At 54.2% G+C, this 24,048-nt stretch carries 22 protein-coding genes and 5 tRNA genes; 15 read left to right on the top strand and 12 right to left on the bottom strand.

The window, feature by feature from the left end; all coding sequences use genetic code 11:
* Positions 1-31 precede the first annotated feature (31 nt).
* The 7 genes from pxpA to AC2LB6_RS14410 all read right to left on the bottom strand — a co-directional run bounded on the left by pxpA (position 32) and on the right by AC2LB6_RS14410 (position 6,000).
* Positions 32-769 (bottom strand): 5-oxoprolinase subunit PxpA, encoded by a 738-nt coding sequence (pxpA, locus tag AC2LB6_RS14440; protein WP_490094034.1) that lies wholly within the window; start codon positions 767-769, stop codon positions 32-34.
* A complete protein-coding gene (gene pxpC / locus AC2LB6_RS14435; RefSeq protein WP_490094033.1) occupies positions 759-1,688 on the bottom strand; it encodes a 5-oxoprolinase subunit PxpC in 930 nt (309 codons plus the stop codon). Before pxpC ends, pxpA begins: the two co-directional genes overlap by 11 nt.
* A complete protein-coding gene (gene pxpB / locus AC2LB6_RS14430) occupies positions 1,682-2,338 on the bottom strand; it encodes a 5-oxoprolinase subunit PxpB (RefSeq protein WP_490094032.1) in 657 nt (218 codons plus the stop codon). The genes pxpC and pxpB overlap by 7 nt, the downstream gene beginning before the upstream one ends.
* A 151-nt stretch (positions 2,339-2,489) precedes the next feature.
* A complete protein-coding gene (locus AC2LB6_RS14425) occupies positions 2,490-3,233 on the bottom strand; it encodes a type 2 GTP cyclohydrolase I (protein WP_490094031.1) in 744 nt (247 codons plus the stop codon).
* A gap of 18 nt (positions 3,234-3,251) precedes the next feature.
* A complete protein-coding gene (phrB, locus tag AC2LB6_RS14420) occupies positions 3,252-4,676 on the bottom strand; it encodes a deoxyribodipyrimidine photo-lyase (protein WP_490094030.1) in 1,425 nt (474 codons plus the stop codon).
* Between the two features lie 12 nt (positions 4,677-4,688).
* Positions 4,689-5,645 (bottom strand): YbgA family protein, encoded by a 957-nt coding sequence (locus tag AC2LB6_RS14415; protein ID WP_490094029.1) that lies wholly within the window; start codon positions 5,643-5,645, stop codon positions 4,689-4,691.
* Positions 5,646-5,799: 154 nt separating this feature from the next.
* The gene (locus tag AC2LB6_RS14410) at positions 5,800-6,000 is read right to left on the bottom strand and encodes a DUF2517 family protein (RefSeq protein ID WP_090962986.1); all 201 of its coding nucleotides are present in this window, start codon (positions 5,998-6,000) and stop codon (positions 5,800-5,802) included.
* 257 nt (positions 6,001-6,257) lie between these two features.
* Here AC2LB6_RS14410 and kdpE point away from each other — a divergent pair, with 257 nt between their 5' ends.
* Positions 6,258-6,932: a two-component system response regulator KdpE gene (gene kdpE, locus AC2LB6_RS14405; RefSeq protein ID WP_090962988.1), complete on the top strand. Its 675-nt coding sequence runs from the start codon at positions 6,258-6,260 to the stop codon at positions 6,930-6,932.
* Between the two features lie 270 nt (positions 6,933-7,202).
* Here kdpE and pgm read toward each other — a convergent pair whose 3' ends face one another.
* Positions 7,203-8,843: a phosphoglucomutase (alpha-D-glucose-1,6-bisphosphate-dependent) gene (gene pgm / locus AC2LB6_RS14400; RefSeq protein WP_008925011.1), complete on the bottom strand. Its 1,641-nt coding sequence runs from the start codon at positions 8,841-8,843 to the stop codon at positions 7,203-7,205.
* A 26-nt stretch (positions 8,844-8,869) separates the two neighbouring features.
* Positions 8,870-9,415 (bottom strand): replication initiation negative regulator SeqA, encoded by a 546-nt coding sequence (gene seqA / locus AC2LB6_RS14395; protein WP_008925010.1) that lies wholly within the window; start codon positions 9,413-9,415, stop codon positions 8,870-8,872.
* 250 nt (positions 9,416-9,665) lie between these two features.
* Here seqA and ybfF point away from each other — a divergent pair, with 250 nt between their 5' ends.
* The 4 genes from ybfF to fur all read left to right on the top strand — a co-directional run bounded on the left by ybfF (position 9,666) and on the right by fur (position 12,328).
* Positions 9,666-10,430, top strand: a complete 765-nt coding sequence (gene ybfF / locus AC2LB6_RS14390) for an esterase (protein WP_490094028.1) — start codon at positions 9,666-9,668, stop codon at positions 10,428-10,430.
* A 168-nt stretch (positions 10,431-10,598) separates the two neighbouring features.
* Entirely contained in the window at positions 10,599-10,874 is a 276-nt protein-coding gene (gene ybfE / locus AC2LB6_RS14385) for a LexA regulated protein (protein ID WP_003852811.1), read from the top strand.
* 132 nt (positions 10,875-11,006) lie between these two features.
* The gene (fldA, locus tag AC2LB6_RS14380) at positions 11,007-11,537 is read left to right on the top strand and encodes a flavodoxin FldA (RefSeq protein ID WP_090962998.1); all 531 of its coding nucleotides are present in this window, start codon (positions 11,007-11,009) and stop codon (positions 11,535-11,537) included.
* 347 nt (positions 11,538-11,884) lie between these two features.
* Positions 11,885-12,328: a ferric iron uptake transcriptional regulator gene (fur, locus tag AC2LB6_RS14375; RefSeq protein ID WP_003852805.1), complete on the top strand. Its 444-nt coding sequence runs from the start codon at positions 11,885-11,887 to the stop codon at positions 12,326-12,328.
* Positions 12,329-12,395: 67 nt separating this feature from the next.
* Here the strand turns inward: fur and AC2LB6_RS14370 are convergent, their stop codons facing one another.
* The 3 genes from AC2LB6_RS14370 to nagE all read right to left on the bottom strand — a co-directional run bounded on the left by AC2LB6_RS14370 (position 12,396) and on the right by nagE (position 16,874).
* Positions 12,396-12,791, bottom strand: a complete 396-nt coding sequence (locus tag AC2LB6_RS14370) for a hypothetical protein (RefSeq protein WP_090963002.1) — start codon at positions 12,789-12,791, stop codon at positions 12,396-12,398.
* A gap of 235 nt (positions 12,792-13,026) precedes the next feature.
* The gene (gene glnS, locus AC2LB6_RS14365) at positions 13,027-14,694 is read right to left on the bottom strand and encodes a glutamine--tRNA ligase (protein WP_490094027.1); all 1,668 of its coding nucleotides are present in this window, start codon (positions 14,692-14,694) and stop codon (positions 13,027-13,029) included.
* A gap of 152 nt (positions 14,695-14,846) precedes the next feature.
* Positions 14,847-16,874: an N-acetylglucosamine-specific PTS transporter subunit IIBC gene (gene nagE / locus AC2LB6_RS14360; protein WP_490094026.1), complete on the bottom strand. Its 2,028-nt coding sequence runs from the start codon at positions 16,872-16,874 to the stop codon at positions 14,847-14,849.
* 328 nt (positions 16,875-17,202) lie between these two features.
* Here nagE and nagB point away from each other — a divergent pair, with 328 nt between their 5' ends.
* From nagB to AC2LB6_RS14310, 10 genes are all read left to right on the top strand, one after another.
* On the top strand, positions 17,203-18,003 hold the full coding sequence (nagB, locus tag AC2LB6_RS14355; protein WP_279769674.1) for a glucosamine-6-phosphate deaminase: 801 nt from the start codon (positions 17,203-17,205) through the stop codon (positions 18,001-18,003).
* A 62-nt stretch (positions 18,004-18,065) separates the two neighbouring features.
* Complete coding sequence (gene nagA / locus AC2LB6_RS14350; RefSeq protein WP_490094025.1) at positions 18,066-19,214, top strand: N-acetylglucosamine-6-phosphate deacetylase; 1,149 nt, start codon at positions 18,066-18,068, stop codon at positions 19,212-19,214.
* 7 nt (positions 19,215-19,221) lie between these two features.
* Positions 19,222-20,442: a DNA-binding transcriptional regulator NagC gene (gene nagC / locus AC2LB6_RS14345; RefSeq protein WP_490094024.1), complete on the top strand. Its 1,221-nt coding sequence runs from the start codon at positions 19,222-19,224 to the stop codon at positions 20,440-20,442.
* A gap of 186 nt (positions 20,443-20,628) precedes the next feature.
* Entirely contained in the window at positions 20,629-21,381 is a 753-nt protein-coding gene (locus tag AC2LB6_RS14340; protein ID WP_003852790.1) for an HAD-IIA family hydrolase, read from the top strand.
* Between the two features lie 308 nt (positions 21,382-21,689).
* Complete coding sequence (gene asnB, locus AC2LB6_RS14335; protein WP_490094023.1) at positions 21,690-23,357, top strand: asparagine synthase B; 1,668 nt, start codon at positions 21,690-21,692, stop codon at positions 23,355-23,357.
* A gap of 217 nt (positions 23,358-23,574) precedes the next feature.
* Positions 23,575-23,651 (top strand) — tRNA-Met (locus AC2LB6_RS14330).
* Between the two features lie 8 nt (positions 23,652-23,659).
* Positions 23,660-23,744: transfer RNA gene (locus AC2LB6_RS14325), tRNA-Leu, on the top strand.
* A gap of 22 nt (positions 23,745-23,766) precedes the next feature.
* A tRNA-Gln gene (locus AC2LB6_RS14320) sits at positions 23,767-23,841 on the top strand.
* 34 nt (positions 23,842-23,875) lie between these two features.
* Positions 23,876-23,950: transfer RNA gene (locus AC2LB6_RS14315), tRNA-Gln, on the top strand.
* Positions 23,951-23,972: 22 nt separating this feature from the next.
* Positions 23,973-24,046: transfer RNA gene (locus tag AC2LB6_RS14310), tRNA-Met, on the top strand.
* Positions 24,047-24,048 lie beyond the last annotated feature (2 nt).

Raw genomic sequence — 24,048 nt, 5'->3', positions numbered from 1 at the left:
ACCCGGCATAGGCCGGGCTAAGTATGGTTATTCAGACGCTGGTGACACGAATCTGCTGAGCGGCAAACGCATCACGCAACCGCTGTGCAAACTGCAGGGCGTGCGCACCGTCGCCATGTAAGCAGACGGTCTGTGCATTCACTTTCACCCATTCTCCGCTGATACTTTTAACTTTGCCCTGCTGCACCATCGTCAGCGTCTGGTCAATAGCCTGCTGTTCATCCTCAATCAGCGCGCCCGGCTGGCTGCGCGGCACCAGCGCACCGCTGCTGAGATAGCCACGGTCGGCAAACACCTCTTCCCGCGTGCGTAAGCCATAATGCGCCGCAGCACGGATCGATTCGCTGCTAGCCAGTCCTACTACAATCAGCTGGCTATCGACCACCCTGATGGCGCGGGCGATGGCGTCTGCCAGCACCGGGTCAGCCGCAGCCTGGTTATAGAGCATGCCGTGTGGTTTAACGTGAACCAGCCGCGCACCTTCGCTTTCCGCCAGGCTTTTCAGCGCACCAATCTGGTAGATCATCTGAGCATAGACCGTTTCCGGCGGCAGCTGCATGGCGCTGCGACCAAAGTTCTCGCGATCGGGAAAGGCGGGATGCGCACCGATGGCGACGCCGGATGCCTGCGCCCAGCGCACCGACTGCAGCATGGTCTGCGCATCACCGGCGTGGAAGCCACAGGCGATGTTGGCGGAACTCACCAGTTGGAGCAACGCCTGATCGCTGGCGCAGCCCTCACCCAGGTCTGCGTTTAAATCAATGTTCATTGAGTCCCCACTTCATCTGGTCCAGAGCACGTTGCTGATGCTGACGGGCGAGCATCGCTTCCGGCAAGGTGCAGTGAATAAAGTGAATCGGCTCACCCAGACGGATTTGTGCCAGGTGATAGAGATCGGCTTCGATAACCGAGGCGATGCGCGGATAACCACCGGTAATCTGTGCATCCGCCATCAGCACAATGGGCTGTCCGTTTGGCGGCACCTGAATCACACCCGGCATCACGCCGTGTGACAGCAGCTCGCGCGGGCTCTCACGCTTAAGCTCACGTCCCTCCAGCCGGTATCCCATCCGGTTACTTTGTGGGCTGAGTTTCCATGACGTTCGCCAGAACGCCTGCTGCGCTTCGGGGCTGAACTCGTGATACTCCGGGCCAGGCAATGCGCGAATGCGGTTGCCCCACAGCAGTTGCCGCACCCCGACTTTGCGGTCGAACTGACGGGTCGGTTTACCCAGCGGGATCTGATCGCCATCCTGCAAGGCGCGCCCCTGAAATCCGCCAAATTTTGCTTTAAGGTCGGTGCTGGCAGAACCGAGCACGGCAGGGATGTCAAAACCGCCCTGCACCGCCAGATAGCTGCGCATGCCGCGCTGCGGCATCGCCAGCGACAGGACCTGCCCGCGTTTCACCGGCGTGCGCCAGCCCGTCCAGACGGGCTGACCGTCCAGCTCCGCATGACAGCCTGCGCCGGTCAGCGCAAACCAGCCATCGCGGGTGAACTCCGCTTTGAACTGGCCGAGCACCATCTCCAGCACCGCGGTGTCAGGGTCATTGCCCACCAGCACGTTGGCAGTGATCATCGCGGGATGATCCAGCACGCCGCCGGGGCTGATGCCATACTGACGCCAGCCGTAGCGGCCCGCATCCTGAATGGTTGCGGCCAGTCCGGCTCGCATAATGTTTAACATACGCCCTCCTGTTGCGGCACAAAGCGGACCCTGTCACCGGGACGGAGCAGCGTGGGCGGTTGTTGCAGCGGATCGAATAGCGCGGTGCGCGTCTGCCCGATTAACTGCCAGCCGCCGGGCGAGGCCAGCGGATAGACGCCGGTCTGGCTACCGCCGATGCCGACCGATCCGGCGGGCACCGCGACCCTCGGCTCACCCCGACGAGGAATGTGAAGGCGCGGATCCAGTCCGCCCAGATAGGGGAAGCCCGGCTGAAAGCCGATAAAAAACACCACATAGTCGCTGTTGCTGTGCAGCTCAACCACCTGACGGGGCGTCAGCGCGGCATGTTCCGCCACCACGGTCAGATCGGGGCCTGACTCGCCGCCGTAGATCACCGGGATCTCTACCAGACGCGACTCCGGCAACTGCGCCTCACTCTCTTCCCACCAGCGCTGAAGCCGCTCTATCGCGTCCAGCGCACTCTGCTGGGGATCCTGAAGGATCAGCGTGATGTTATTCATGCCGGGAATTACTTCCAGCACGCCCGCATAGGACTGCAGCCGCTGGTTCAGTCCCCAGATACGTTGCTGACTCTCCAGTGAGACTGGCGGTTCCAGCTCCAGCACGACAGCGCGTTCACCCAATAAATAACACCGTGCTCGTTGCAACAGCTACCTCCCGCCTGGTTAAGATCGCGTCTGACCGGATGCCCGGTTCAGCCGATAGATTATCTACATAAAGTAAATAGTTATGCGAAAGTGACGGGGATGTGTCAACAGATTTAGGTCCTGCGCAGGCGCGCAGGACCCGAGAAGGGGATCAGGCAGGATTGGGAATATCGATGAAGGTCACATCAAGATCGTGGTGCTGCGCCAGCCACTCGCCCAGCGCTTTTACGCCGCCGCGCTCGGTCGCATGATGGCCTGCGGCAAAGAAATGCAGCCCCTGCTCGCGTGCGCTGTGAATGGTCTGTTCAGAGACTTCACCGGTGATGTAGGCATCGACGCCTGCAGCGGCGGCCTGATCGATAAAGCCCTGTCCGCCGCCGCTGCACCAGGCGATGCGACGAATCAATGCTGGCGCGTCGTCACCACAATGCAGCGGTTCACGTCCCAGTCGCTCACCAATTCGGCGGGCCAGCTGTTCGCCAGAGATCGGCTCAGCCAGCTCACCCCAGAACACCAGCGGCATCACTTCGCCACGCACCTGGATATCCAGTAGTTTTGCCAGTTGGGCGTTGTTGCCCAGTTCAGGATGCGCATCGAGCGGCAGATGCCAGCCATAGAGATTAATGTCGTTGGCCAGAAGCGCTCGCAGACGGCGGCGCTTCATGCCTTTAATTGCGGCCGGTTCACTTTTCCAGAAATAGCCATGATGAACGATAATCGCATCGGCCTGACGTGCTACCGCCTCATCCAGCAGTGCCTGGCAGGCCGTCACGCCGGTGATAATCTTTTTGACTTCGCTGCGTCCCTCAACCTGCAAACCATTGGGGGCGTAATCGCTGAAACTATGGCTGTCGAGTTGCTGGTTGATCAGCGTTTCTAATTCGTAATGGTTCATTCAGGCTCCTTCGAGGCCTCAGGCGGCGCTTTTGGCGCGCTCAAAGGCGTCTAATGTCTTTTTACGGGCTGCCTTATGATCCACGATTGGTGCCGGATAATCGAGTTTCTTGTGATGCTTTGCCGCCCAGACGTGAGGCTGATGAATATCACTGTCAGGGACGTCGGCCAGTTCCGGCAGATAGTGACGGATAAAATCGCCCTTCTCATCGAAACGCTCGCCCTGGGTCGTCGGGTTGAAGATACGGAAATAGGGAGCCGCGTCTGTGCCGGTCGATGCCGCCCACTGCCAGCCGCCGTTGTTCGCAGCCAGGTCACCATCAATCAGCTGCTGCATGAAGTAGCGCTCGCCTTCACGCCAGTCAATCAGCAAATCCTTCACCAGGAAACTGGCGGTGATCATACGCAGACGGTTGTGCATCCAGCCCAGCGCTTTCATCTGGCGCATCGCGGCATCGACAATCGGATAGCCGGTTTTACCGGCTTTCCAGGCGTCGAAATGCGCGTCGTTACGCTGCCATTCCACGTTACGCGTCCAGTCGATAAACGGCTGATGCCGACACAACGCCGGATAAGCCACCAGCAGATGCCGGTAGAACTCGCGCCAGATCAGCTCGTTCAGCCAGGTGAATGCACGACTGTTATCCAGTGCATCGGGATGTTCATGCAGCACGCGATGCAGGCACTGACGGGGCGACAGCACGCCGGTCGCCAGATAAACCGACAGACGGCTGGTGGCATCCAGCGCCGGAAGGTCGCGCTTTGCGGGATAGTCGAGAACCGGTTTAGTGGCGAAATGGCGTAACCGCTTCAGCGCGGCCGCTTCGCCAGCCAGGAAAAGATCCTGATCAAAGTCTTCGGTCGGATAGTCAAAAGCAGGAATTGGGGTGGTTTTCAGCGGCGCACCTTCACGGGGTTTCGGCGCTGGCACGCACTCCGGCAGTCCCTGCTGTAAGCGGCGGACAAAAGCTTTGCTGAATGGGGTAAAGACCTTGTACATCGAGCGATCGCCGCTCTGCACGCTGCCGGGCGGCAGCAACAGGCTGTCATCAAAACCCTGGCACATTACGCCCGCTTCATCGAGACGCTTTTCAGCTTCGGCATCGCGCTGGCGCTCGTTAACTTCATACTGGTAATTGTAGAAGAGCTGATCAACCTGCTGCTCTGCGCAAAACTGCACCAATGCATCAATACTGTCACTGAAGGCGTGACAGGCCTGATAGTGAAGCTCAATGCCCCGCTCGGCCAGCGCCCTCTGCACCTGCAACAGACTGGCATGGATAAACGCCGCCTGCCTGGGTGCCATGTCATGCCGCTGCCACTGTTCCGGCGTGGCAAGGAAAAGAGCGATCACTTTTGCCTCACTGTCGCGGCAGGCGGCGTGCAGCGCCAGGTTGTCGTTGATGCGTAAATCGTTACGCAGCCAGACCAGATGGGTGGTCATACGCCTCCTGAATTACTGTCCGTAGCGTAAGCACAAGGCTTCGGGATAGGGATCGAAATAGCGTTGTTGTGCCAGCCACGGATGCGGGTATTCCGCCATGTAGTGCTTGAGGATGGTGATCGGCACCAGCAGCGGTTGTGTGCCCTGACGATAACGGTCAATCAGGGTTGCCAGCTCCTGGCGCTGCGGTGAACTCAGATGCGAACGGAAGTAGCCCTGCACATGCATGAGCACATTGGTGTGATTGCGACGTGAGGCGGGACGTGACATCAGTTCCATCATGCGATTGCGATACTCAAAGGCAAAGGCATCCAGCGACTCCCACTCGCTCATCGAAGCGACAAACGGCCCCAGCTCACGGTATTTCTCCTGCGAGTGCGCCAGCATCATCAGTTTGTAGCGGCTGTGGAAGGCGATCAGCCCCTGACGGGTCAGGCCGTTTTCCCACATCTGATTAAACTCATGCAGTGCACAAATGCGGCCGATAAAATTCTCACGCAACGCGGGATCGTGCAGACGACCATCTTCTTCAAGCGGTAGCCAGGGCATTTCACGCTGCAGGAATTCAGCAAAAATGCCGGTACCCACTTTGCGGTTGTTATTATTGTCAGGCTCGTAGACCCGCACACGCTCCATGCCGCAGCTGGGAGATTTGGCACAAAGGATATAGCCACAGAGGTGATGCAGCGATTTTACCCGCCCGGCTGACCAGTCACGCATCTGTGTGGTGACCTCTTCTCCGCCATCTTTACTGAAGCAGAGATGCAGCTCATCATCGCCCTGTTTTACGAGCCTTAGTGCCGGGCGTGGTGTGGGCAGACCAATCGCCATTTCCGGGCAGATAGGTTCAAAGTGGACAAATGGGGTGAGATCGTCGGTCGCAAAAGTAAGACGCTTATGCCCACCATCAAATCTGACGCGGTCGCCGAGCAGGCATGCACTGATTCCAACGGGGATTTTTTTGCTCATACTTGTACAACCTCCGAAATCTTGTAGAGGTTTAAGTGTAGCGCAAAATGGTCAGGAAGAAAGAGTTAAAACGTGGTTCCGATCCGCTTATTATCAGAAAAACCGCAAAAAAAAGCCCGATCGGTTGACCAGGCTTGTTTTGCAGCAGGGCAAATTACCAGAACGCACCGCCACCGGCTTCAGACTGCGCCAGCCAGACGGGCTTCGCGCTGGTCTTACACCAGACACGGTGCAGATAACTATAGAAACGAGCCCGATCCTGTCGGAACAACATGACAGGCAGTGCCAGAACGCCGAGAAGAACCACCAGCGTACGGCGTGCGATAATTTTGTAACGTGGATAAGCCTGATACATGGTTTCTCCTCCCGGTAAGTTAAAGTGTGCGAATGTGATCTGTGTCTGACTTTACGCCAGGTTATGTAACTTTACTACTCATCTGACCACTTATTTGCCGCTATTTACACTGTTTAAGAATTCGTCTGTAATTAAGTTACAGATAAGTTATCGTCTGGTTACGCAAGGGTTTAAACACTCAAAAGGTGAAGCCCACGGACGGCAGCCTGTAATATTGATAAAATGGCATTTCGGCCCCCTCTCAAGGCAGGTATTGCGTGACCACGGTTTTGATCGTTGAAGATGAAAAAGAGATCCGCCGCTTTGTCCGGCTGGCGCTGGAAAATGAAGAGTTGAAGGTGTTTGATGCCGATACGCTACAGCGCGGACTCATTGAAGCGGCGACCCGCAAGCCCGACTTAGTGATCCTCGATCTTGGCCTGCCTGATGGGGATGGCACCGATTTTATCCGTGACCTGCGCCAGTGGAGCGCCATCCCGGTGATTGTGCTGTCGGCGCGCAGCGATGAGCAGGATAAGATCGCCGCACTGGATGCAGGGGCCGATGACTATCTGACTAAACCCTTTGGTATTGGCGAACTGCTGGCGCGCGTGCGCGTGGCGCTGCGCCGTCATAGTGGTCAGCAGCCTGACGCCAGAATTAATTTTGCCGATGTCAGCGTCGATTTCGCCGCACGGCGGGTGCAGCGCGGCGGTAGCGAGATTCACCTCACCCCAATTGAGTTTCGTCTGTTGAGTATTTTGCTTAACAATGCCGGAAAGGTACTGACGCAGCGACAGTTGCTGAGCCAGGTCTGGGGACCCAATGCGGTAGAGCACAGCCACTATCTGCGCATCTATATGGGTCATCTGCGCCAGAAGCTGGAAGCGAATCCGACCCAGCCGACCCACCTGCTGACCGAAACCGGGATCGGCTATCGCTTTATGCCATAGAAAAAGGCGCCAGAGGCGCCTTCAGAGTGTTGATAAAGCCAAATCCTATGGATTTCACCGCAATGAATAAATTCAAAGCGCAGGGAACACGGCCAGAAGAGGAAAGCGTCCCACGCCAGGGATGGCGTGGGCCGAGCGTGTCATGGATGACGGCTTTTGCGTCTTTCCGATCTGGCCGCGTTTCCTGAGCTGCACGGCCTCACAGCGATGAAGGCCGCGCTTTATCAGCATTATGAGGCGCGCGATGCGCCTCTTTATAATCCTGACTTATCAGGCGTTTTTCAGCACTTCGCTGACAATCTCTACGGCTTCTTTCTCAATCTGCTCGCGATGTTCTGCGCCCAGGAAGCTTTCACAGTAGATTTTGTAGGCGTCTTCGGTGCCTGAAGGACGGGCAGCAAACCAGCCATTCTCCGTCATCACTTTCAGACCGCCAATCGAAGCGCCGTTACCTGGTGCCGCAGTCAGACGAGCGGTGATTGGATCACCCGCCAGCGTATCCGCGCTCACCATCTCTGGTGACAGTTTCGACAGCGCGGCTTTCTGCGCTGAAGTGGCTGATGCCTGCAGACGGTTGTAGCTTGGTGCGCCAAAACGTGCAGCCAGCTCATCATAGTGCTGCTGCGGGTTTTTACCGGTCACAGCTGTAATTTCAGCTGCCAGCAGACACATGATGATGCCATCTTTGTCCGTTGACCACGGCGTGCCGTCGAAACGCAGGAATGAAGCGCCCGCGCTCTCTTCGCCGCCGAAACCGAAGCTGCCGTCATACAGACCATCAACAAACCATTTGAAACCAACCGGCACTTCCACCAGCTTGCGACCAATGTCGTTGACCACACGGTCAATCATGGCGCTGGACACCAGGGTTTTACCCACGGCAACATCCTGGCCCCACTGTGGACGATGCTGGAACAGATAGTTGATCGCGACTGCCAGATAGTGGTTCGGATTCATCAGACCTGCCGGAGTCACAATGCCGTGACGGTCATAATCGGGATCGTTGCCGAACGCCAGATCGAACTTGTCACGGTAGGCCAGCAGGCCTGCCATTGCGCTTTCAGACGAGCAGTCCATGCGCACGACGCCATCTTTATCCAGATGCATAAAGCGGAAGGTCTGATCAACCGCGTCATTGACCAGCGTCAGATCCAGCTTGTAATGCTCAGCAATACGCTGCCAGTAAGCAATACCAGAACCGCCCAGTGGATCAACACCCAGCTTCAGACCCGCTTTCTGAATCGCCGGGAAGTCAATAATCTCGGCCAGACCTTCAACATAGGGCTGGATCAAATCTTTCTCGACCACGTGACCGCTGGCCATCGCCTGTTCCAGTGGCAAACGCTTAACTTCTTTCAGCCCATCTTTGATCAGCTGGTTGGCGCGATCTTCCACCACTTTGGTGACATTGGTATCAGCCGGTCCGCCGTTAGGTGGGTTGTACTTGATGCCGCCATCTTCTGGTGGGTTGTGCGATGGCGTGATAACGATGCCGTCAGCCAGCGGGCCACCCGCTTTGTTGTGCTCAAGAATAGCGTTCGAGATTGCAGGCGTCGGCGTATAGCCATTGTCCTGCTGCACAATCACATCAACGCCGTTCGCCGCCAGCACTTCCAGTACCGACAGGATAGCCGGCTCTGACAGCGCATGGGTGTCTTTACCGACGTAGCAAGGCCCGGTGATGCCGTTCTTTTTACGCTCTTCGGCAATCGCCTGAGCGATCGCCAGAATGTGCATCTCGTTGAAGCTCTGACGCCCTGCACTGCCGCGATGACCAGAGGTGCCAAATTTCACCGCATGTTCCGGGTTCGCCACATCGGGCTGCAGGACATAATATTGTGACGTTAATTGTGCAACGTTAATCAAATCGCTCTGCTGGGCGGGTTGCCCGGCACGTGGGTGATTGGCCATTGGCGCTGCTCCCTGACGCTTAAGTTTTAAATGGTGCCGCAAACTTTCTCGGTCAGTTCCGCAGGGAACTGCATCGAGAGCATGATGTGTTCGACCATGCTGCATTTACGGCCAGTATTGGTGTTGGTGATCACCCAGTACGGCGTGCCGGGCACATGCTTCGGCTTAGTATGGGTGCCATTCTGCAACAGCGTATGCTCATCACCTGCAAAATAGACGCGGGTGCGGCCCTGCAGCGATGCAGTAGCCTCAGCAAAGGCTGCGGTATCAAGACGATAGAGCGTTGACAAGATAAGCATAAAGCGATTCACCGCCCGCTTCTGCTCCGCATATTCATCGGAGAGCAGCAGCTCACGCACCGCGCGGACACGATCCTGCGGGCGCGAACCCACAGAGGCCTGGGACTCTTTCGCTGCCTCTTTTGACGCTGGCTGTGCAGGCGAAGCGGGTGCAGTCTGACCGGCCGTGAACTTCAGCATACGACGCAGAATGTCGGATGCGCTTTCACCAATGTGTTGCGTGTGGCTGGCAATATAACGGTAGAGCTCTTCGTCAACTTCGATCGTTTTCATCTTATTCCGTACGGTTCTTTCTCATGACAGAACCACCTGTTTCCTGAAAAGCTTTGAGTATAGTCAGGCAATTCAAAGGGTGTGTGGGTTCTAACATCAGGATTATAAAGTTAAATTCAGGCGGGTTGTTAGCAATCAAACGGTTTACGGGCAAAAGTCAGAATATGTCCTAATGCCGCCGGAACCGGCGCGCCTGAAAAGGTGAAACCATGATAACCTAAGCACAGGTCTCAAACTTAAGAACTTTGCCATGATTTTGAATGCCCGTCTGCAAACTGAACAATCCCCCGCTGGTTCCCTGCCTATCCTGTTAATCCACGGCCTGTTTGGCAGCCTGGATAACCTTGGCGTGCTGGCTCGCGGCCTGAAAGATGCCGGTCCCCTGCTGCAGGTTGATGTTCGCAACCACGGACTCTCTCCACGATCTGACGAGATGAACTACGCTGTAATGGCGCAGGATATGGTCGATACGCTGGATGCACACGGCATCGATCGCGTCGCGGTCATCGGGCACTCGATGGGCGGTAAGATCGCCATGACCATGAGCGCGCTGGTGCCGGATCGCATTGAAAGGCTGGTGATGATCGATATCGCGCCGGTGGACTACCAGACCCGCCGCCACGACGAGATTTTTGCCGGTATTCGTGCCGTCACCGATGCGGGCGTTTCATCCCGCAGCGAGGCAGCCCGCATTATGCGCACGGTGATTGATGAAGATGGGGTAATCCAGTTTCTGCTGAAGTCGTTTCAGGAGGGCGAGTGGCGCTTCAACGTGCCGGTGCTGTGGGATAACTACACCACGATTTCTGGCTGGCAGCCAGTGCCTGCCTGGGATCATCCGGCGCTGTTTATTCGCGGCGGCGACTCCAGCTATCTGGATAACCGCTACCGCGATGCACTCCTGCTGCAGTTTCCGGCCGCTCAGGCCCATGTGATCGGCGGCGCGGGACACTGGGTTCATGCAGAGAAACCCGATGCCGTTTTGCGCAGTGTTCGCCGCTTTTTTGCGCTTTAAAAGCAATCAGATGGCAGCAAAGGTTTAGGATTGGCGTCGGAAGTACGCGTGAAGTATGATGGCGCGCTAAAATTTTGCCGCGGGTCAGTTTTGCTGCGGCAATAGCGAATAATTTATAATCTGCGCGGTGAGAGTCTGGCGCCCGCCCTCATTCAGTTTTATTAAGCCATGGCAAAAGAACAGACTGACCGCACGACGCTCGATCTCTTTGCTGATGAGCGCCGCCCTGGTCGACCCAAAACCAGTCCGCTTTCGCGTGATGAACAGCTGCGCATCAACAAGCGCAATCAGCTTAAACGTGACAAAGGACGCGGACTTCGTCGTGTCGAACTGAAAATGAACAGTGAAGCAGTCGATGCACTCAATACGCTGGCAGAACAGCGTAATCTCAGCCGCAGCGAACTGATAGAACAGATGCTGCTGGCACAGCTCAAACTGGATTGATGCGGGCAAATCGCACGCAGGAGCAAATGTCGGGGCTTTAACCGTTCACCGGTTTTCCCCCGTCTGCTATTATTCGCTGAAATGTGCTGCGGCACACATCTCATCATCAGGATTTAAGAGGTTATTTTACTCATGGCACTCGTAGGCATCTTCTTTGGCAGCGATACCGGCAATACCGAAAACATTGCAAAAATGATCCAGAAACAGCTGGGTACTGACGTTGCAGAAGTGCATGACATCGCGAAAAGCACAAAAGAAGATCTGGAAGCGTTCGATATCCTGCTGCTGGGTATTCCGACCTGGTACTACGGCGAAGCGCAGTGCGACTGGGATGACTTTTTCCCGACGCTGGAAGAGATCGATTTTAACGGCAAGCTGGTTGCGCTTTTTGGCTGTGGCGATCAGGAAGATTACGCAGAGTACTTCTGTGATGCGATGGGCACGATCCGCGACATCATTGAACCGCACGGCGCTGTGATTGTCGGACACTGGCCGACTGAAGGTTACCACTTCGAAGCGTCAAAAGGCCTGGCCGATGATACCCACTTCCTGGGTCTGGCCATTGACGAAGATCGTCAGCCTGAACTGACTAACCAGCGTGTAGAACAGTGGGTTAAGCAGATCTTTGATGAACTGCAGCTGAAAGAGATCATCGAAGCCTGATCCTGTCCGACTCAATGTGAGCGCCAGCTCACATTGAGGCAATGGAAATTCCTATAGAAATAATAGCCACATTTTTTTAACTTTCTCCGTTTAATCTGTAGAATACCCGCATCGATCTTCCGCTTATTTTCTCAGCGGCAAGACTAAGCGATGTACAAACAGACATCTGCCAGAATCCTCCCCGGCCCGGTGACCTATCCCCAATAGCCCATGATGATTCAGGTACGCCCTCTGGTTTTCATTTCATCGCTCTGGTTCTATAATGAGACGCAAATGAGAATGAGTGAAGATCGACATTCAAGGCGACAAGCCACAAAAGTGAATATTAGTAACAGGACAAAATCCGCATGACTGACAACAATACCGCATTAAAGAAGGCTGGCCTGAAAGTGACACTGCCCAGACTGAAAATTCTGGAAGTGCTTCAGGAACCTGAGTGCCATCACGTCAGTGCGGAAGATTTGTACAAACGCCTGATTGATATCGGCGAAGAGATTGGCCTGGCTACCGTTTACCGTGTTCTGAACCAGTTCGATGATGCCGGTATTGTCACACGTCACAACTTTGAAGGTGGCAAATCTGTCTTCGAACTGACGCAGCAGCATCACCACGATCACCTAATCTGCCTGGATTGCGGCAAGGTTATTGAGTTCAGCGATGAGTCGATCGAAACGCGTCAGCGTGAAATCGCGACCCGCCATGGTATCAAGCTGACCAACCACAGCCTCTATCTTTATGGACATTGCACATTGGGCGATTGCCGGGAAAACGAAACCCTGCACGACCAGTAACGTGCCCTGAAATGAAAAAACCGGTGAATTCACCGGTTTTTTTTCGTCTGTTTTCTGCTGTTACGCGTCAGGCAACCAGCGTCTCCTGCAGATAACGCCAGCGCGGAATGGAACTGCTGCAATCCAGTATCGCCAGCGAGATACGGCTATGGTTGTTGCCATTCATCATCTGCATTTCACGATACTGCACGGTGATCTCTTTATCATGATGAGAGAGGATCACATGTTCGCAGGTGGCAATGCGCATCCCTTCCCGTTGCCCCTGCAACTGTCGGAAAAGATCTTCAACTTCGTTCAGATTGTACTCTTTGCCCTTCGGGGTCACCATGCGGAAGTCAGGATGAAAATAGGACATCAGCAGCTCAAAACTGTCATCAGATCCGGCAGGCTGATTAAAAATACGTTCAATGAGCTGATGTAAAACGACAACACTGTTTCTGGCTTCCTGGGCGAGAACTGTCATTTTTTTTCCTTCTGTAACCCGCTGTGCAACCTCTGAGAGCGCATAGCCTACCTGAAAGCTCATAATTCACATCTGTAAATTGATTAATTTTTTTAAACTCAGATTACTCTCACAATGCGGGATTTAACAGGTTGCAGTTAGTGCAGAACAAATGTCGGTAATGATAAAAATCAGGGCAATAAAAAAGGGCGATAAATCGCCCTTTTGTCATTTTATGAGGTCAGCAGCAAAAGAATTATTCGCCAGTTTTCGTCCAGGTATCACGAAGACCCACAGTGCGGTTAAACACCAGTTGCGACGGCTTAGAGTAGACGCTGTCGGCACAGAAATAACCTTCACGTTCGAACTGGAACGGTGTGGTCGGTTCTGCATCACGCAGCCCCGGTTCAACAAAGCCCTGTTTGATCGCCAGTGACTCAGGGTTGATCACCGCCAGGAAGTCCTCTGCCGCGCCCGGATTTGGCACGCTGAACAGACGATCATACAGACGGAACTCAGCAGGCTGCGCGTGATCGGCAGACACCCAGTGAATTACCCCTTTCACCTTGCGGCCATCCGCTGGATCTTTGCTCAGCGTATCAACATCGCTGGTGCAATAGATGCAGGTAATGTTGCCCTCTTCATCTTTAGCGACACGCTCAGCACGAATCACATAGGCGTTGCGCAGGCGAACTTCTTTGCCCAGCACCAGACGCTTATATTGCTTGTTCGCCTCTTCGCGGAAATCTGCACGATCGATCCAGATCTCACGGCTGAACGGCACTTCACGCGTGCCCATCTCTGGCTTGCCAGGATGATTTGGCATGGTGACGATTTCGCTATGACCGGCTGGCAGGTTTTCGATCACTACTTTAAGCGGATCCAGCACTGCCATGGCGCGTGGCGCATTCTCATTCAGGTCATCACGGATACAGGATTCCAGCGAGGCCATCTCCACAATGTTGTCCTGCCTGGTCACGCCAATACGACGGCAAAACTCACGGATTGAAGCTGCGGTGTATCCACGACGACGCAGACCTGAAACGGTCAGCATGCGCGGATCGTCCCAACCTTCTACGTGCTTCTCGGTCACCAGCTGAGTGAGTTTGCGTTTCGACATCACCGCATACTCAAGATTCAGGCGCGAGAACTCATACTGGCGCGGATGAACCGGAATAGTGATGTTATCCAGCACCCAGTCATAAAGACGGCGGTTGTCCTGGAACTCCAGCGTACACAGCGAGTGCGTAATGCCTTCCAGCGCATCGGAGATGCAGTGGGTGAAGTCATACATCGGATAGATGCACCACTTGTTGCCCGTCTGATGGTGTTCCGCGAACTTGATGCGGTAAAGCACCGGATCGCGCATCACGATGAAATTAGAGGCCATGTCGATTTTAGCACGCAGACAGGCAGTGCCTTCAGCAAACTCACCGTTACGCATCTTCTCAAACAGCGCCAGGTTCTCTTCCACGCTGCGATCGCGATAAGGGCTGTTCTTGCCCGGCTCTTTCAGGGTGCCGCGATATTCGCGAATCTGATCCGGACTCAGCTCATCAACGTAAGCCAGCCCTTTGGAAATCAGCTCGATGGCATAGTTATAAAGCTGATCAAAATAGTTTGATGAGTAACAGACCTCACCGCTCCACTCAAAACCCAGCCACTGGACATCACGCTTGATGGATTCAACGAATTCCACATCCTCTTTAACCGGGTTGGTATCGTCGAAACGCAGGTTGCATTGCCCCTGATAATCCTGGGCAATGCCAAAATTCAGACAGATCGATTTCGCATGACCAATATGCAGATAGCCATTGGGCTCTGGCGGGAAACGGGTATGCACGCTGCTGTGCTTACCGCTCGCCAAATCTTCGTCAATGATCTGACGAATAAAGTTAGTTGGGCGGGCTTCAGCCTCACTCATCTCAAAAATCCTCAATACGAATAACGGGTGATTTGTACCACGAAGTAACGGAGTATGATCCACAAAGCGTCTGAGGGAAACAACCGTTTGTTAAGCCTTTAAAACAAAAAAGGCAGGAATCGCTTCCTGCCTTTGGGGTTCTGTTGCGGGGATTAGCCTTTCACTTCGTACAGCGGGGTTTCACCTGCTACCACCTGGCCGCGCGCCAGCAACGTCAGCCCTGCGAAATCATCGCTGTTACTGACCACGACCGGACTCACCATTGAGCGGGCGTTCGCGTTCAGGAATTCAAGGTCCATCTCCAGCACAGGCTGACCGGCGACCACGGTGGCCCCCTCTTCAACCAGACGGGTAAAGCCTTTACCTTCCAGCGCCACGGTATCCAGTCCCATATGCACCACAATCTCTACACCATTGTCCGTTTCCAGACAGAAGGCGTGATTGGTGTTGAAGATTTTAACCAGCGTACCCGCTATCGGTGCCACTACCCATTTGTCGCTGGGTTTGATCGCCAGACCGTCACCCACCGCTTTGCTGGCGAAGGCTTCATCCGGCACATCTTCCAGCGCAACCACTTCGCCCGTTACCGGTGCCAGCAGGGTTGCTATGACACGCTTCTCACTGTTCAGTACTGCCTGCGGTTTTACATCCGGCTCAGCCGGTGCGCTGCTGGTAGCCGCTGCAGCAACCGGACCTTTGGTCAGCACTTTTTTCATGGCCGAGGCGATGCTTTCTGCCTGGGTGCCCACGATGATCTGCACGCTCTGTTTGTTAAGACGAATCACGCCGGACGCACCAAGACGCTTCGCCACACCTTCATTAACCTGAGCGGAATCATTCACATTAAGACGCAGACGGGTGATACAGGCATCGATACTGGTTAAGTTCGCTGAACCTCCCACTGCACCAATGTAACGGCGCGCCAGCGATTCAGTGGCTGTTTCACTATTATCCGTTTTATCCACGTTGACGTCATAGCCATCACTTTCATCACCGGCAACCGCCAGCTCGCGGCCCGGCGTCATCAGATTGAATTTATTGATAGTGAAGCGGAACACCACGTAGTAGATAACGAAGAAGACCAGACCCTGCGGAATCAGCATGTACCAGTGTGTTGCCAGCGGGTTACGGGTCGACAGCACCATATCCACCAGCCCGGCGCTGAAACCAAATCCGGCAATCCAGTGCATGCTGGCCGCGATGAAGACAGAGAGTCCAGTCAGCACGGCGTGGATCAGATAGAGTACTGGCGCAACGAACATGAAGGAGAACTCCAGTGGTTCGGTGATACCCGTAAAGAAGGCAGCAAACGCAGCAGCCAGCATAATACTACCGACTTTGACGCGGTTCTCAGGACGCGCACAGTGGTAAATGGCCAGCGCCGCACCCGGCAGACCAAACATCATAATCGGGAAGAAGCCCGCCTGGTAACGGCCGGTAATGCCCACAGTTGCGGTTCCATCAGCCAGTGACTGCGCACCGCCCAGGAATTTAGGAATGTCATTAATGCCCGCAACGTCAAACCAGAACACCGAGTTCAGGGCGTGATGCAGACCGACCGGAATCAGCAGACGGTTGAAGAAGGCGTAGATACCGGCACCGGCAGAGCCGAGTTTCTGGATATGTTCACCGAAATTGACCAGCCCGTTAAAGATAACCGGCCAGATATACATCAGGATAAAGGCGACCAGGATCATCAGGAACGAAACGAGAATTGGTACCAGCCGCCGTCCGCTGAAGAAGGAGAGGGCTTTCGGCAGTTCGACATGACTGAAGCGGTTATAGACCTCCGCCGACAGGATACCGACCAGAATACCGACAAACTGGTTATTAATTTTGCCAAACGCCACAGGCACCTGAGCCAATGGAATTTTCTGAATCATCGCCACCGCGGCCGGTGAACAGAGCGTGGTAACCACCAGGAATCCGACAAAGCCGGTCAGGGCTGCGGCACCATCTTTATCTTTCGACATGCCATACGCGACACCAATCGCAAACAGCACCGACATGTTTTCGATGATGGCAGAACCGGACTTGATCAGTAACGCAGCCAGCGCATTACCGGCACCCCAGCTGTCTGGATCGATCCAGTAGCCTACCCCCATCAATATTGCTGCTGCTGGCAGGGTTGCTACCGGCACCATCAGTGCGCGCCCCACCTTTTGTAAGTAACCTAACATATCCCCTTCCCCCTATGAGCCTGACTTGTCGCTTTGCGCCGCTTAATGTTGTTATGTCAGCTGCAAAGATCGTTAATACACTTCATATCACGCAGCGAAGTGTAATGATAAATTAATTCGCCTCGCAAATTAAAACCAGTGTAACTGTGATTTTTATCACTAAAAAACATCGTTTCATACGGCAACATCTGGCTATGACCCTAAACTTATTTTATGATCCGAAATATTGAATTACGCTCCGCCCGTAGCGAGAATAGGTTATCTGCTCAGGCTGATGACTAACGCAACGGTTTAGCGATCCCCTTTCCATTTTCAAATGAGGTGAAACATGAGACTGATTCCTTTAGCGACGCCAACCCAGGTAGGTAAATGGGCCGCCCGGCATATTGTTAACCGCATCAATGCGTTTAACCCGACGGCGGACAGACCTTTTGTTCTGGGTCTGCCTACCGGCGGCACGCCACTGGAGGCGTACAAACACCTGATTGATATGCACAAAGCGGGCCAGGTCAGTTTCAGACATGTTGTGACCTTCAATATGGACGAATATGTTGGCCTGCCAAAAGAGCATCCGGAAAGCTATCACAGTTTCATGTATCGCAACTTCTTCGATCACGTTGATATTCAACCGGAAAATATCAACCTGCTGAATGGTAATGCGCCCGATATTGACGCAGAATGTCGTCAGTACGAAGAGAAAATTCGCGCACTGGGTAAAATTCACCTGTTCATGGGCGGTGTTGGCAACGACGGTCATATTGCATTTAACGAACCGGCTTCTTCACTGGCTTCGCGTACCCGTATTAAAACCCTGACCCATGACACCCGTGTTGCGAACTCTCGCTTCTTTAACGGTGACGTTGATCAGGTACCTAAATATGCGCTGACGGTCGGCGTCGGCACGCTGCTGGATGCAGAGGAAGTGATGATTCTGGTTACCGGCCATGTCAAAGCGCAGGCATTGCAGGCGGCGGTTGAAGGCAACGTGAATCATATGTGGACCATCAGCTGCCTGCAGCTGCATGCGAAATCGGTCGTGGTCTGTGATGAGCCAGCCACCATGGAACTGAAAGTGAAAACCGTGAAATATTTCCGCGAAATGGAAGCGGAAAATATGAAAGGCGTGTAACAGAACATTGTCCTGCCCTGCTGTTACGCTAAGTGACAGCAGGCCAGGATGGGAGAAGAGAGATGTACGCATTAGTAAACGGTCGAATCTACAGCGGCCATGAGATTCTGGACAATCACGCCGTCGTGGTGGCTGACGGGCACATTGCGCGCGTCTGCCCACGTGAATCGCTGCCGACCGATATTGAGCAGCGGGATATGGCAGGTGCGATTATTGCGCCAGGCTTTATTGATCTCCAGCTCAATGGCTGCGGTGGTGTGCAGTTCAATGACAGCCTGGATGCACTCAGCATTGAGACACTGGAAACGATGCAGTGCGCCAATGAAAAGTCTGGCTGCACCAGCTTTTTACCGACGCTGATCACCAGCAGCGACGTCCTGATGAAGCGGGCGATTGAAACCATGCGCGCTTATCTGCAGAAGCATCAGCATCAGGCGCTGGGTCTGCATCTGGAAGGCCCCTGGCTGAGCAAGGCGAAAAAAGGCACCCACGATCCGGCGCTGATTCGCCTGCCGGATGCCGCAATGGTGCAGTATCTTTGTGATCACGCAGACGTCATCACCAAAGTCACCCTGGCACCCGAAAACGCCGGCAGTGAGGTGATTCGTCAGTTGACTGACGCCGGAATCATTGTCTCAGCTGGACACTCGAATGCGACCTATGAAGAGGCGAAAGCGGGCTTTTCTGCGGGCGTGAGTTTCGCGACCCACCTCTATAACGCCATGCCGGTGTTTGCCGGACGTGAACCGGGCCTTATCGGTGCGCTGTTTGATTCGCCTGATGTATACTGCGGCATTATTGCGGATGGTTTACATGTACATTACGCTAACGTACGGAATGCAAAACGCATCAAAGGCGACAAACTGATACTGGTAACGGATGCCACCGCACCGGCTGGCGCTGACATCAGCGAGTTTATTTTTGCAGGGAAAACAATCTATTATCGCGATGGGCTCTGTGTCGATGAAAACGGCACATTAAGTGGTTCTGCCCTGACGATGATCGAAGCGGTACAAAACAGCGTCGAGCATGTGGGTATCGCACTGGATGAAGCGTTACGCATGGCATCACTCTACCCGGCACGGGCGATGGGCGTGGAAAAACAGTTGGGCTCGATCGAAGCAGGAAAAATCGCGAACCTGACTGTGTTTACGCGCGACTTTAAAATCATTAAGACGTTTGTCAACGGAGACGACGTCCTGAGCGAGTAAGCACTGAATGACCACTGGCGGCCAGTCACAAATAGGAAATGTCGATCTTGTTAAGCAACTCAATAGCGCAGCGGTTTACCGGCTGATTGATCAACAGGGGCCGATATCGCGCATTCAGATTGCCGAACTTAGCCAGCTCGCCCCCGCCAGCGTCACCAAAATTACCCGCCAGTTGATTGAGCGCGGCCTGATCAAAGAGGTAGACCAGCAGGCGTCTACCGGTGGTCGCCGCGCTATCTCGATTATCACTGAAACCCGCCATTTCCATACCATCGGGGTTCGCCTCGGCCGCAACGATGCCACCCTGACCCTGTTCGACCTCAGCGGTAAATCGCTGGCGCAGGAAGATTATGCGCTGCCGGAACGCACTCAGGAGACGCTGGAACATGCGCTGTTTAACGCCATCAGCGGCTTCATTGAGCAGCACCAGCGCAAGATACGTGAGCTGATCGCGATTTCCGTGATTCTGCCAGGGCTGGTCGATCCGATTAACGGCGTGATCCGGTATATGCCGCACATCTCTGTCAGCCACTGGCCGCTGGTCGCCAGCCTGAAAAAACGTTTCAACGTCACCAGTTTTGTCGGCCACGATATTCGCAGCCTGGCGCTGGCCGAGCACTACTTCGGTGCAAGCCGCGACTGTGCTGATTCGATTCTGGTGCGTTTACACCGTGGCACCGGCGCCGGCATTATTGCCAACGGCCATATTTTTCTCGGCAGCAACGGCAACGTTGGTGAAATCGGCCATATTCAGGTCGACCCGCTTGGCGAGCGCTGTCACTGCGGCAACTTTGGCTGCCTGGAAACCATTGCCGCCAACGGCGCCATTGAGAATCGCGTGCGACATCTGCTGAGTCAGGGCCATCCCAGCACGCTGACGCTGGAGGCCTGCCAGATCTCTCACATCTGCAAGGCGGCCAATCACGGTGATGCACTGGCCTGTGAAGTGGTCGAGCACGTGGGCCGTTATCTCGGCAAAGCTATCGCGATTGCGATCAACCTGTTTAATCCACAAAAAGTGGTGCTGGCGGGTGAGATCACAGAGGCAGAAAAAGTGCTGCTGCCCGCGATTGAGGGCTGCATCAATACCCAGGCCTTAGAGGCCTTCCGTAAAAATCTGCCGGTGGTGCGTTCCACCCTGGATCATCGTTCTGCGATTGGCGCGTTTGCGCTCGCTAAACGTGCCATGCTTAACGGCATTCTGCTGCAACATCTTCTGGAAGACTAAGAGCCTATCCCAGTAGGCGTAATTGGTGCAGGCAGTCTGGACACGGACAGCGCGGAACAACCGGAGCGTACACGTAGTACGTGAGGATTGTGAGCACTGCCCAGGTTCAGAATGACAAATAAAATAGCCTAATGGGATAGGCTCTAAGCTAACCCGCTGCTGTGGCGGGCCATATCGGATCTGACTATGACCATTAAAAGCGTAATTTGTGATATCGATGGCGTGCTGATGCACGACAATACGGCCGTTCCCGGCGCGCAGGAGTTTTTACAGCGCATTCTGGCCAAAGAGATGCCGCTGGTGGTGCTGACGAACTATCCCTCGCAGACCGAGCAGGATCTGGCTAACCGTTTTGCTTCGGCTGGCGTAGAAGTTCCTGAATCCGTTTTCTATACCTCCGCGATGGCCACAGCCGACTTCCTGCGCCGTCAGGAAGGCAAAAAGGCCTATGTGATTGGCGAAGGTGCACTGATTCATGAACTCTACAAAGCGGGCTTTACCATTACCGATGTGAATCCCGATTTTGTCATCGTCGGAGAGACGCGCTCGTTTAACTGGGACATGATGCATAAAGCGGCCTTCTTCGTGGCTAACGGCGCCCGCTTTATTGCCACTAATCCGGATACGCATGCGCGCGGTTTTATTCCCGCCTGTGGCGCGCTCTGTGCGGGTATTGAGAAGATCTCTGGCCGTCGCCCGTTTGTGGTTGGCAAACCCAGCCCCTACATCATGCGCGCCGCGCTGAACAAGATGCAGGCCCACTCGGAAGAGACGGTGATTGTCGGTGACAACCTGCGCACCGATATTCTGGCTGGATTTCAGGCGGGTCTGGAGACGGTGCTGGTGCTGTCCGGCGTCTCGACGCTGACTGATATCGATGCCATGCCGTTCCGTCCGGACTGGATCTACCCTTCTGTGGCCGACATTGACCTGTTCTGATTCATTTCTCTTATGACGCATCCGGCTAATCTGTGATGCGTCACCCCTTTTATGCCTATCCCCCTGTGCTTTTTCTGTCTATTTCTTGCTCAAAAAACACATTCCATTGCTGATCCAACAACAAAACAACATTTAAATTATCGTTTATTCAATTTTATTGCCATGTGAGCAATATTTTTATCAGTAAATCACGATTCCTCTTGCATTGAATGCACTAAATAGCGCATTTTCTTATGTATCACGCAGCGTCAGGCTGCCGGACAAACGTAAAAGATAACATCGCCGTAAGGTGAGCTCAGGAGTCAGTTATGTGTTCAATTTTTGGTGTGCTGGATCTGAAAACCGATCCTGTTGAGCTGCGCAAAAAAGCGCTGGAATGTTCACGCTTAATGCGTCATCGCGGCCCGGACTGGTCAGGCGTCTACGCGGATGATCATGCTATTCTGGCGCATGAACGCCTCTCAATTGTCGACGTCAACAATGGCGCACAGCCGCTGTACAACGCCGATCACACCCACGTACTGGCGGTTAACGGCGAGATTTACAACCATCAGGCACTGCGCGCTGAACTCAGCGATCGCTACGAATTTCAGACCGGTTCTGACTGTGAAGTCATTCTGGCGCTCTATCAGGAGAAAGGTGTCGATTTCCTCGACGAGCTGGAAGGCATGTTCGCCTTTATCCTCTATGACACCGTTAAAAAAACCTGGCTGATTGGTCGCGACCACATCGGCATCATCCCGCTCTATATGGGTAACGATGAGCACGGCAACCTGTTTGTTGCATCAGAAATGAAAGCGCTGGTGCCAGCCTGCCGTTCGATCAAAGAGTTCCCGCCGGGAAGCTACCTCTCCAGCACCGATGGCGAGATCCGTCGTTACTGGCAGCGTGACTGGATGGAATATAAAAACGTTGAGCACAACACCACTGACGCCGCTGGCCTGAAACATGCGCTGGAAGAGTCCGTGAAAAGCCATCTGATGTCAGATGTGCCTTACGGAGTGCTGCTCTCAGGCGGCCTGGACTCCTCCATCATTTCCGCCGTGACCAAGCGTTTCGCGGCGAAGCGGGTTGAAGATCAGGATAAAAGTGATGCCTGGTGGCCGCAACTGCACTCCTTCGCGGTAGGACTGGAAGGTTCACCCGATTTAAAAGCGGCGAAAACCGTGGCAGAACATTTGGGCACCGTGCACCACGAAATTCATTTCACCGTGCAGGAAGGACTGGATGCGATTCGCGATGTGATTTATCACATTGAAACCTATGACGTCACTACCATTCGCGCCTCTACGCCGATGTACTTAATGTCGCGTAAAATCAAAGCGATGGGCATTAAGATGGTGCTGTCGGGCGAAGGCGCAGACGAAGTGTTTGGCGGCTACCTCTATTTCCATAAAGCGCCAAACGCCAAAGAGTTCCACGAAGAAAACGTGCGTAAACTTCAGGCGCTGCATATGTTCGACTGCGCCCGTGCCAACAAAGCGATGTCTGCCTGGGGCGTTGAAGCCCGCGTACCCTTCCTGGACAAAAAATTCCTGGATGTAGCGATGCGTATCAACCCGGCCGACAAAATGTGTGGCAGCAACGGTAAAATGGAGAAGCACATTCTGCGTGAATGTTTCTCCTCTTACCTGCCGGAGAGCGTGGCATGGCGTCAGAAAGAGCAGTTCTCGGATGGCGTGGGTTACAGCTGGATCGACTCACTGAAAGAAGTCGCTGCGAAGCAAATCAGCGATCAGCAACTGGCAACCGCCCACTTCCGCTTCCCGTTCAACACGCCGGGTTCAAAAGAAGCTTATCTCTATCGTGAGATCTTCGAAGAGCTGTTCCCGTTAGCGAGCGCGGCAGAGTGTGTCCCTGGTGGTCCATCGGTCGCCTGTTCTTCTGCCAAAGCAATTGAGTGGGATGAAGCGTTTAAAAATATGGACGATCCATCAGGACGTGCCGTGGGTGTGCATCAGTCAGCTTACAAATAAGCAGACAGAGAGCCGCCAGAATGGGCCCGCTGTGGCCCATTTTTTTACGATTAGCGTTGTATTCACTGAAAAATTGCCGAATAAACCGCCAGGCTGGTTATAAGCCAGTCAAACAGCAATTATCTGGCAAAAAACGGTAAAAAACTAGTTGACGCTGTCTGGTCAACTCCGCATAATGCGCCCCGCAACGCCGATGAAGGTAACGCGAAAAAAAGATGGCTACGTAGCTCAGCTGGTTAGAGCACAGCACTCATAATGCTGGGGTCACAGGTTCGATTCCCGTCGTAGCCACCATCTTTTTTGCGGGAGTGGCGAAATTGGTAGACGCACCAGATTTAGGTTCTGGCGCCGCAAGGTGTGCGAGTTCAAGTCTCGCCTCCCGCACCATTTCATTATTCGGCAGCGTGGATGGGATATCGCCAAGCGGTAAGGCACCGGTTTTTGATACCGGCATTCCCTGGTTCGAATCCAGGTATCCCAGCCAATTTCGATGATTCTTGATGCTGAGAACGGACGAATGGGATATCGCCAAGCGGTAAGGCACCGGTTTTTGATACCGGCATTCCCTGGTTCGAATCCAGGTATCCCAGCCATCATTGAAATGCAGTACAATTTGGCTACGTAGCTCAGCTGGTTAGAGCACAGCACTCATAATGCTGGGGTCACAGGTTCGATTCCCGTCGTAGCCACC

This window comes from Pantoea sp. RCC30.1, assembly GCF_058148845.1.
Note: the sequence above shows the minus strand (reverse complement) of the source record. Positions and strands in the feature narration are given on the sequence as shown.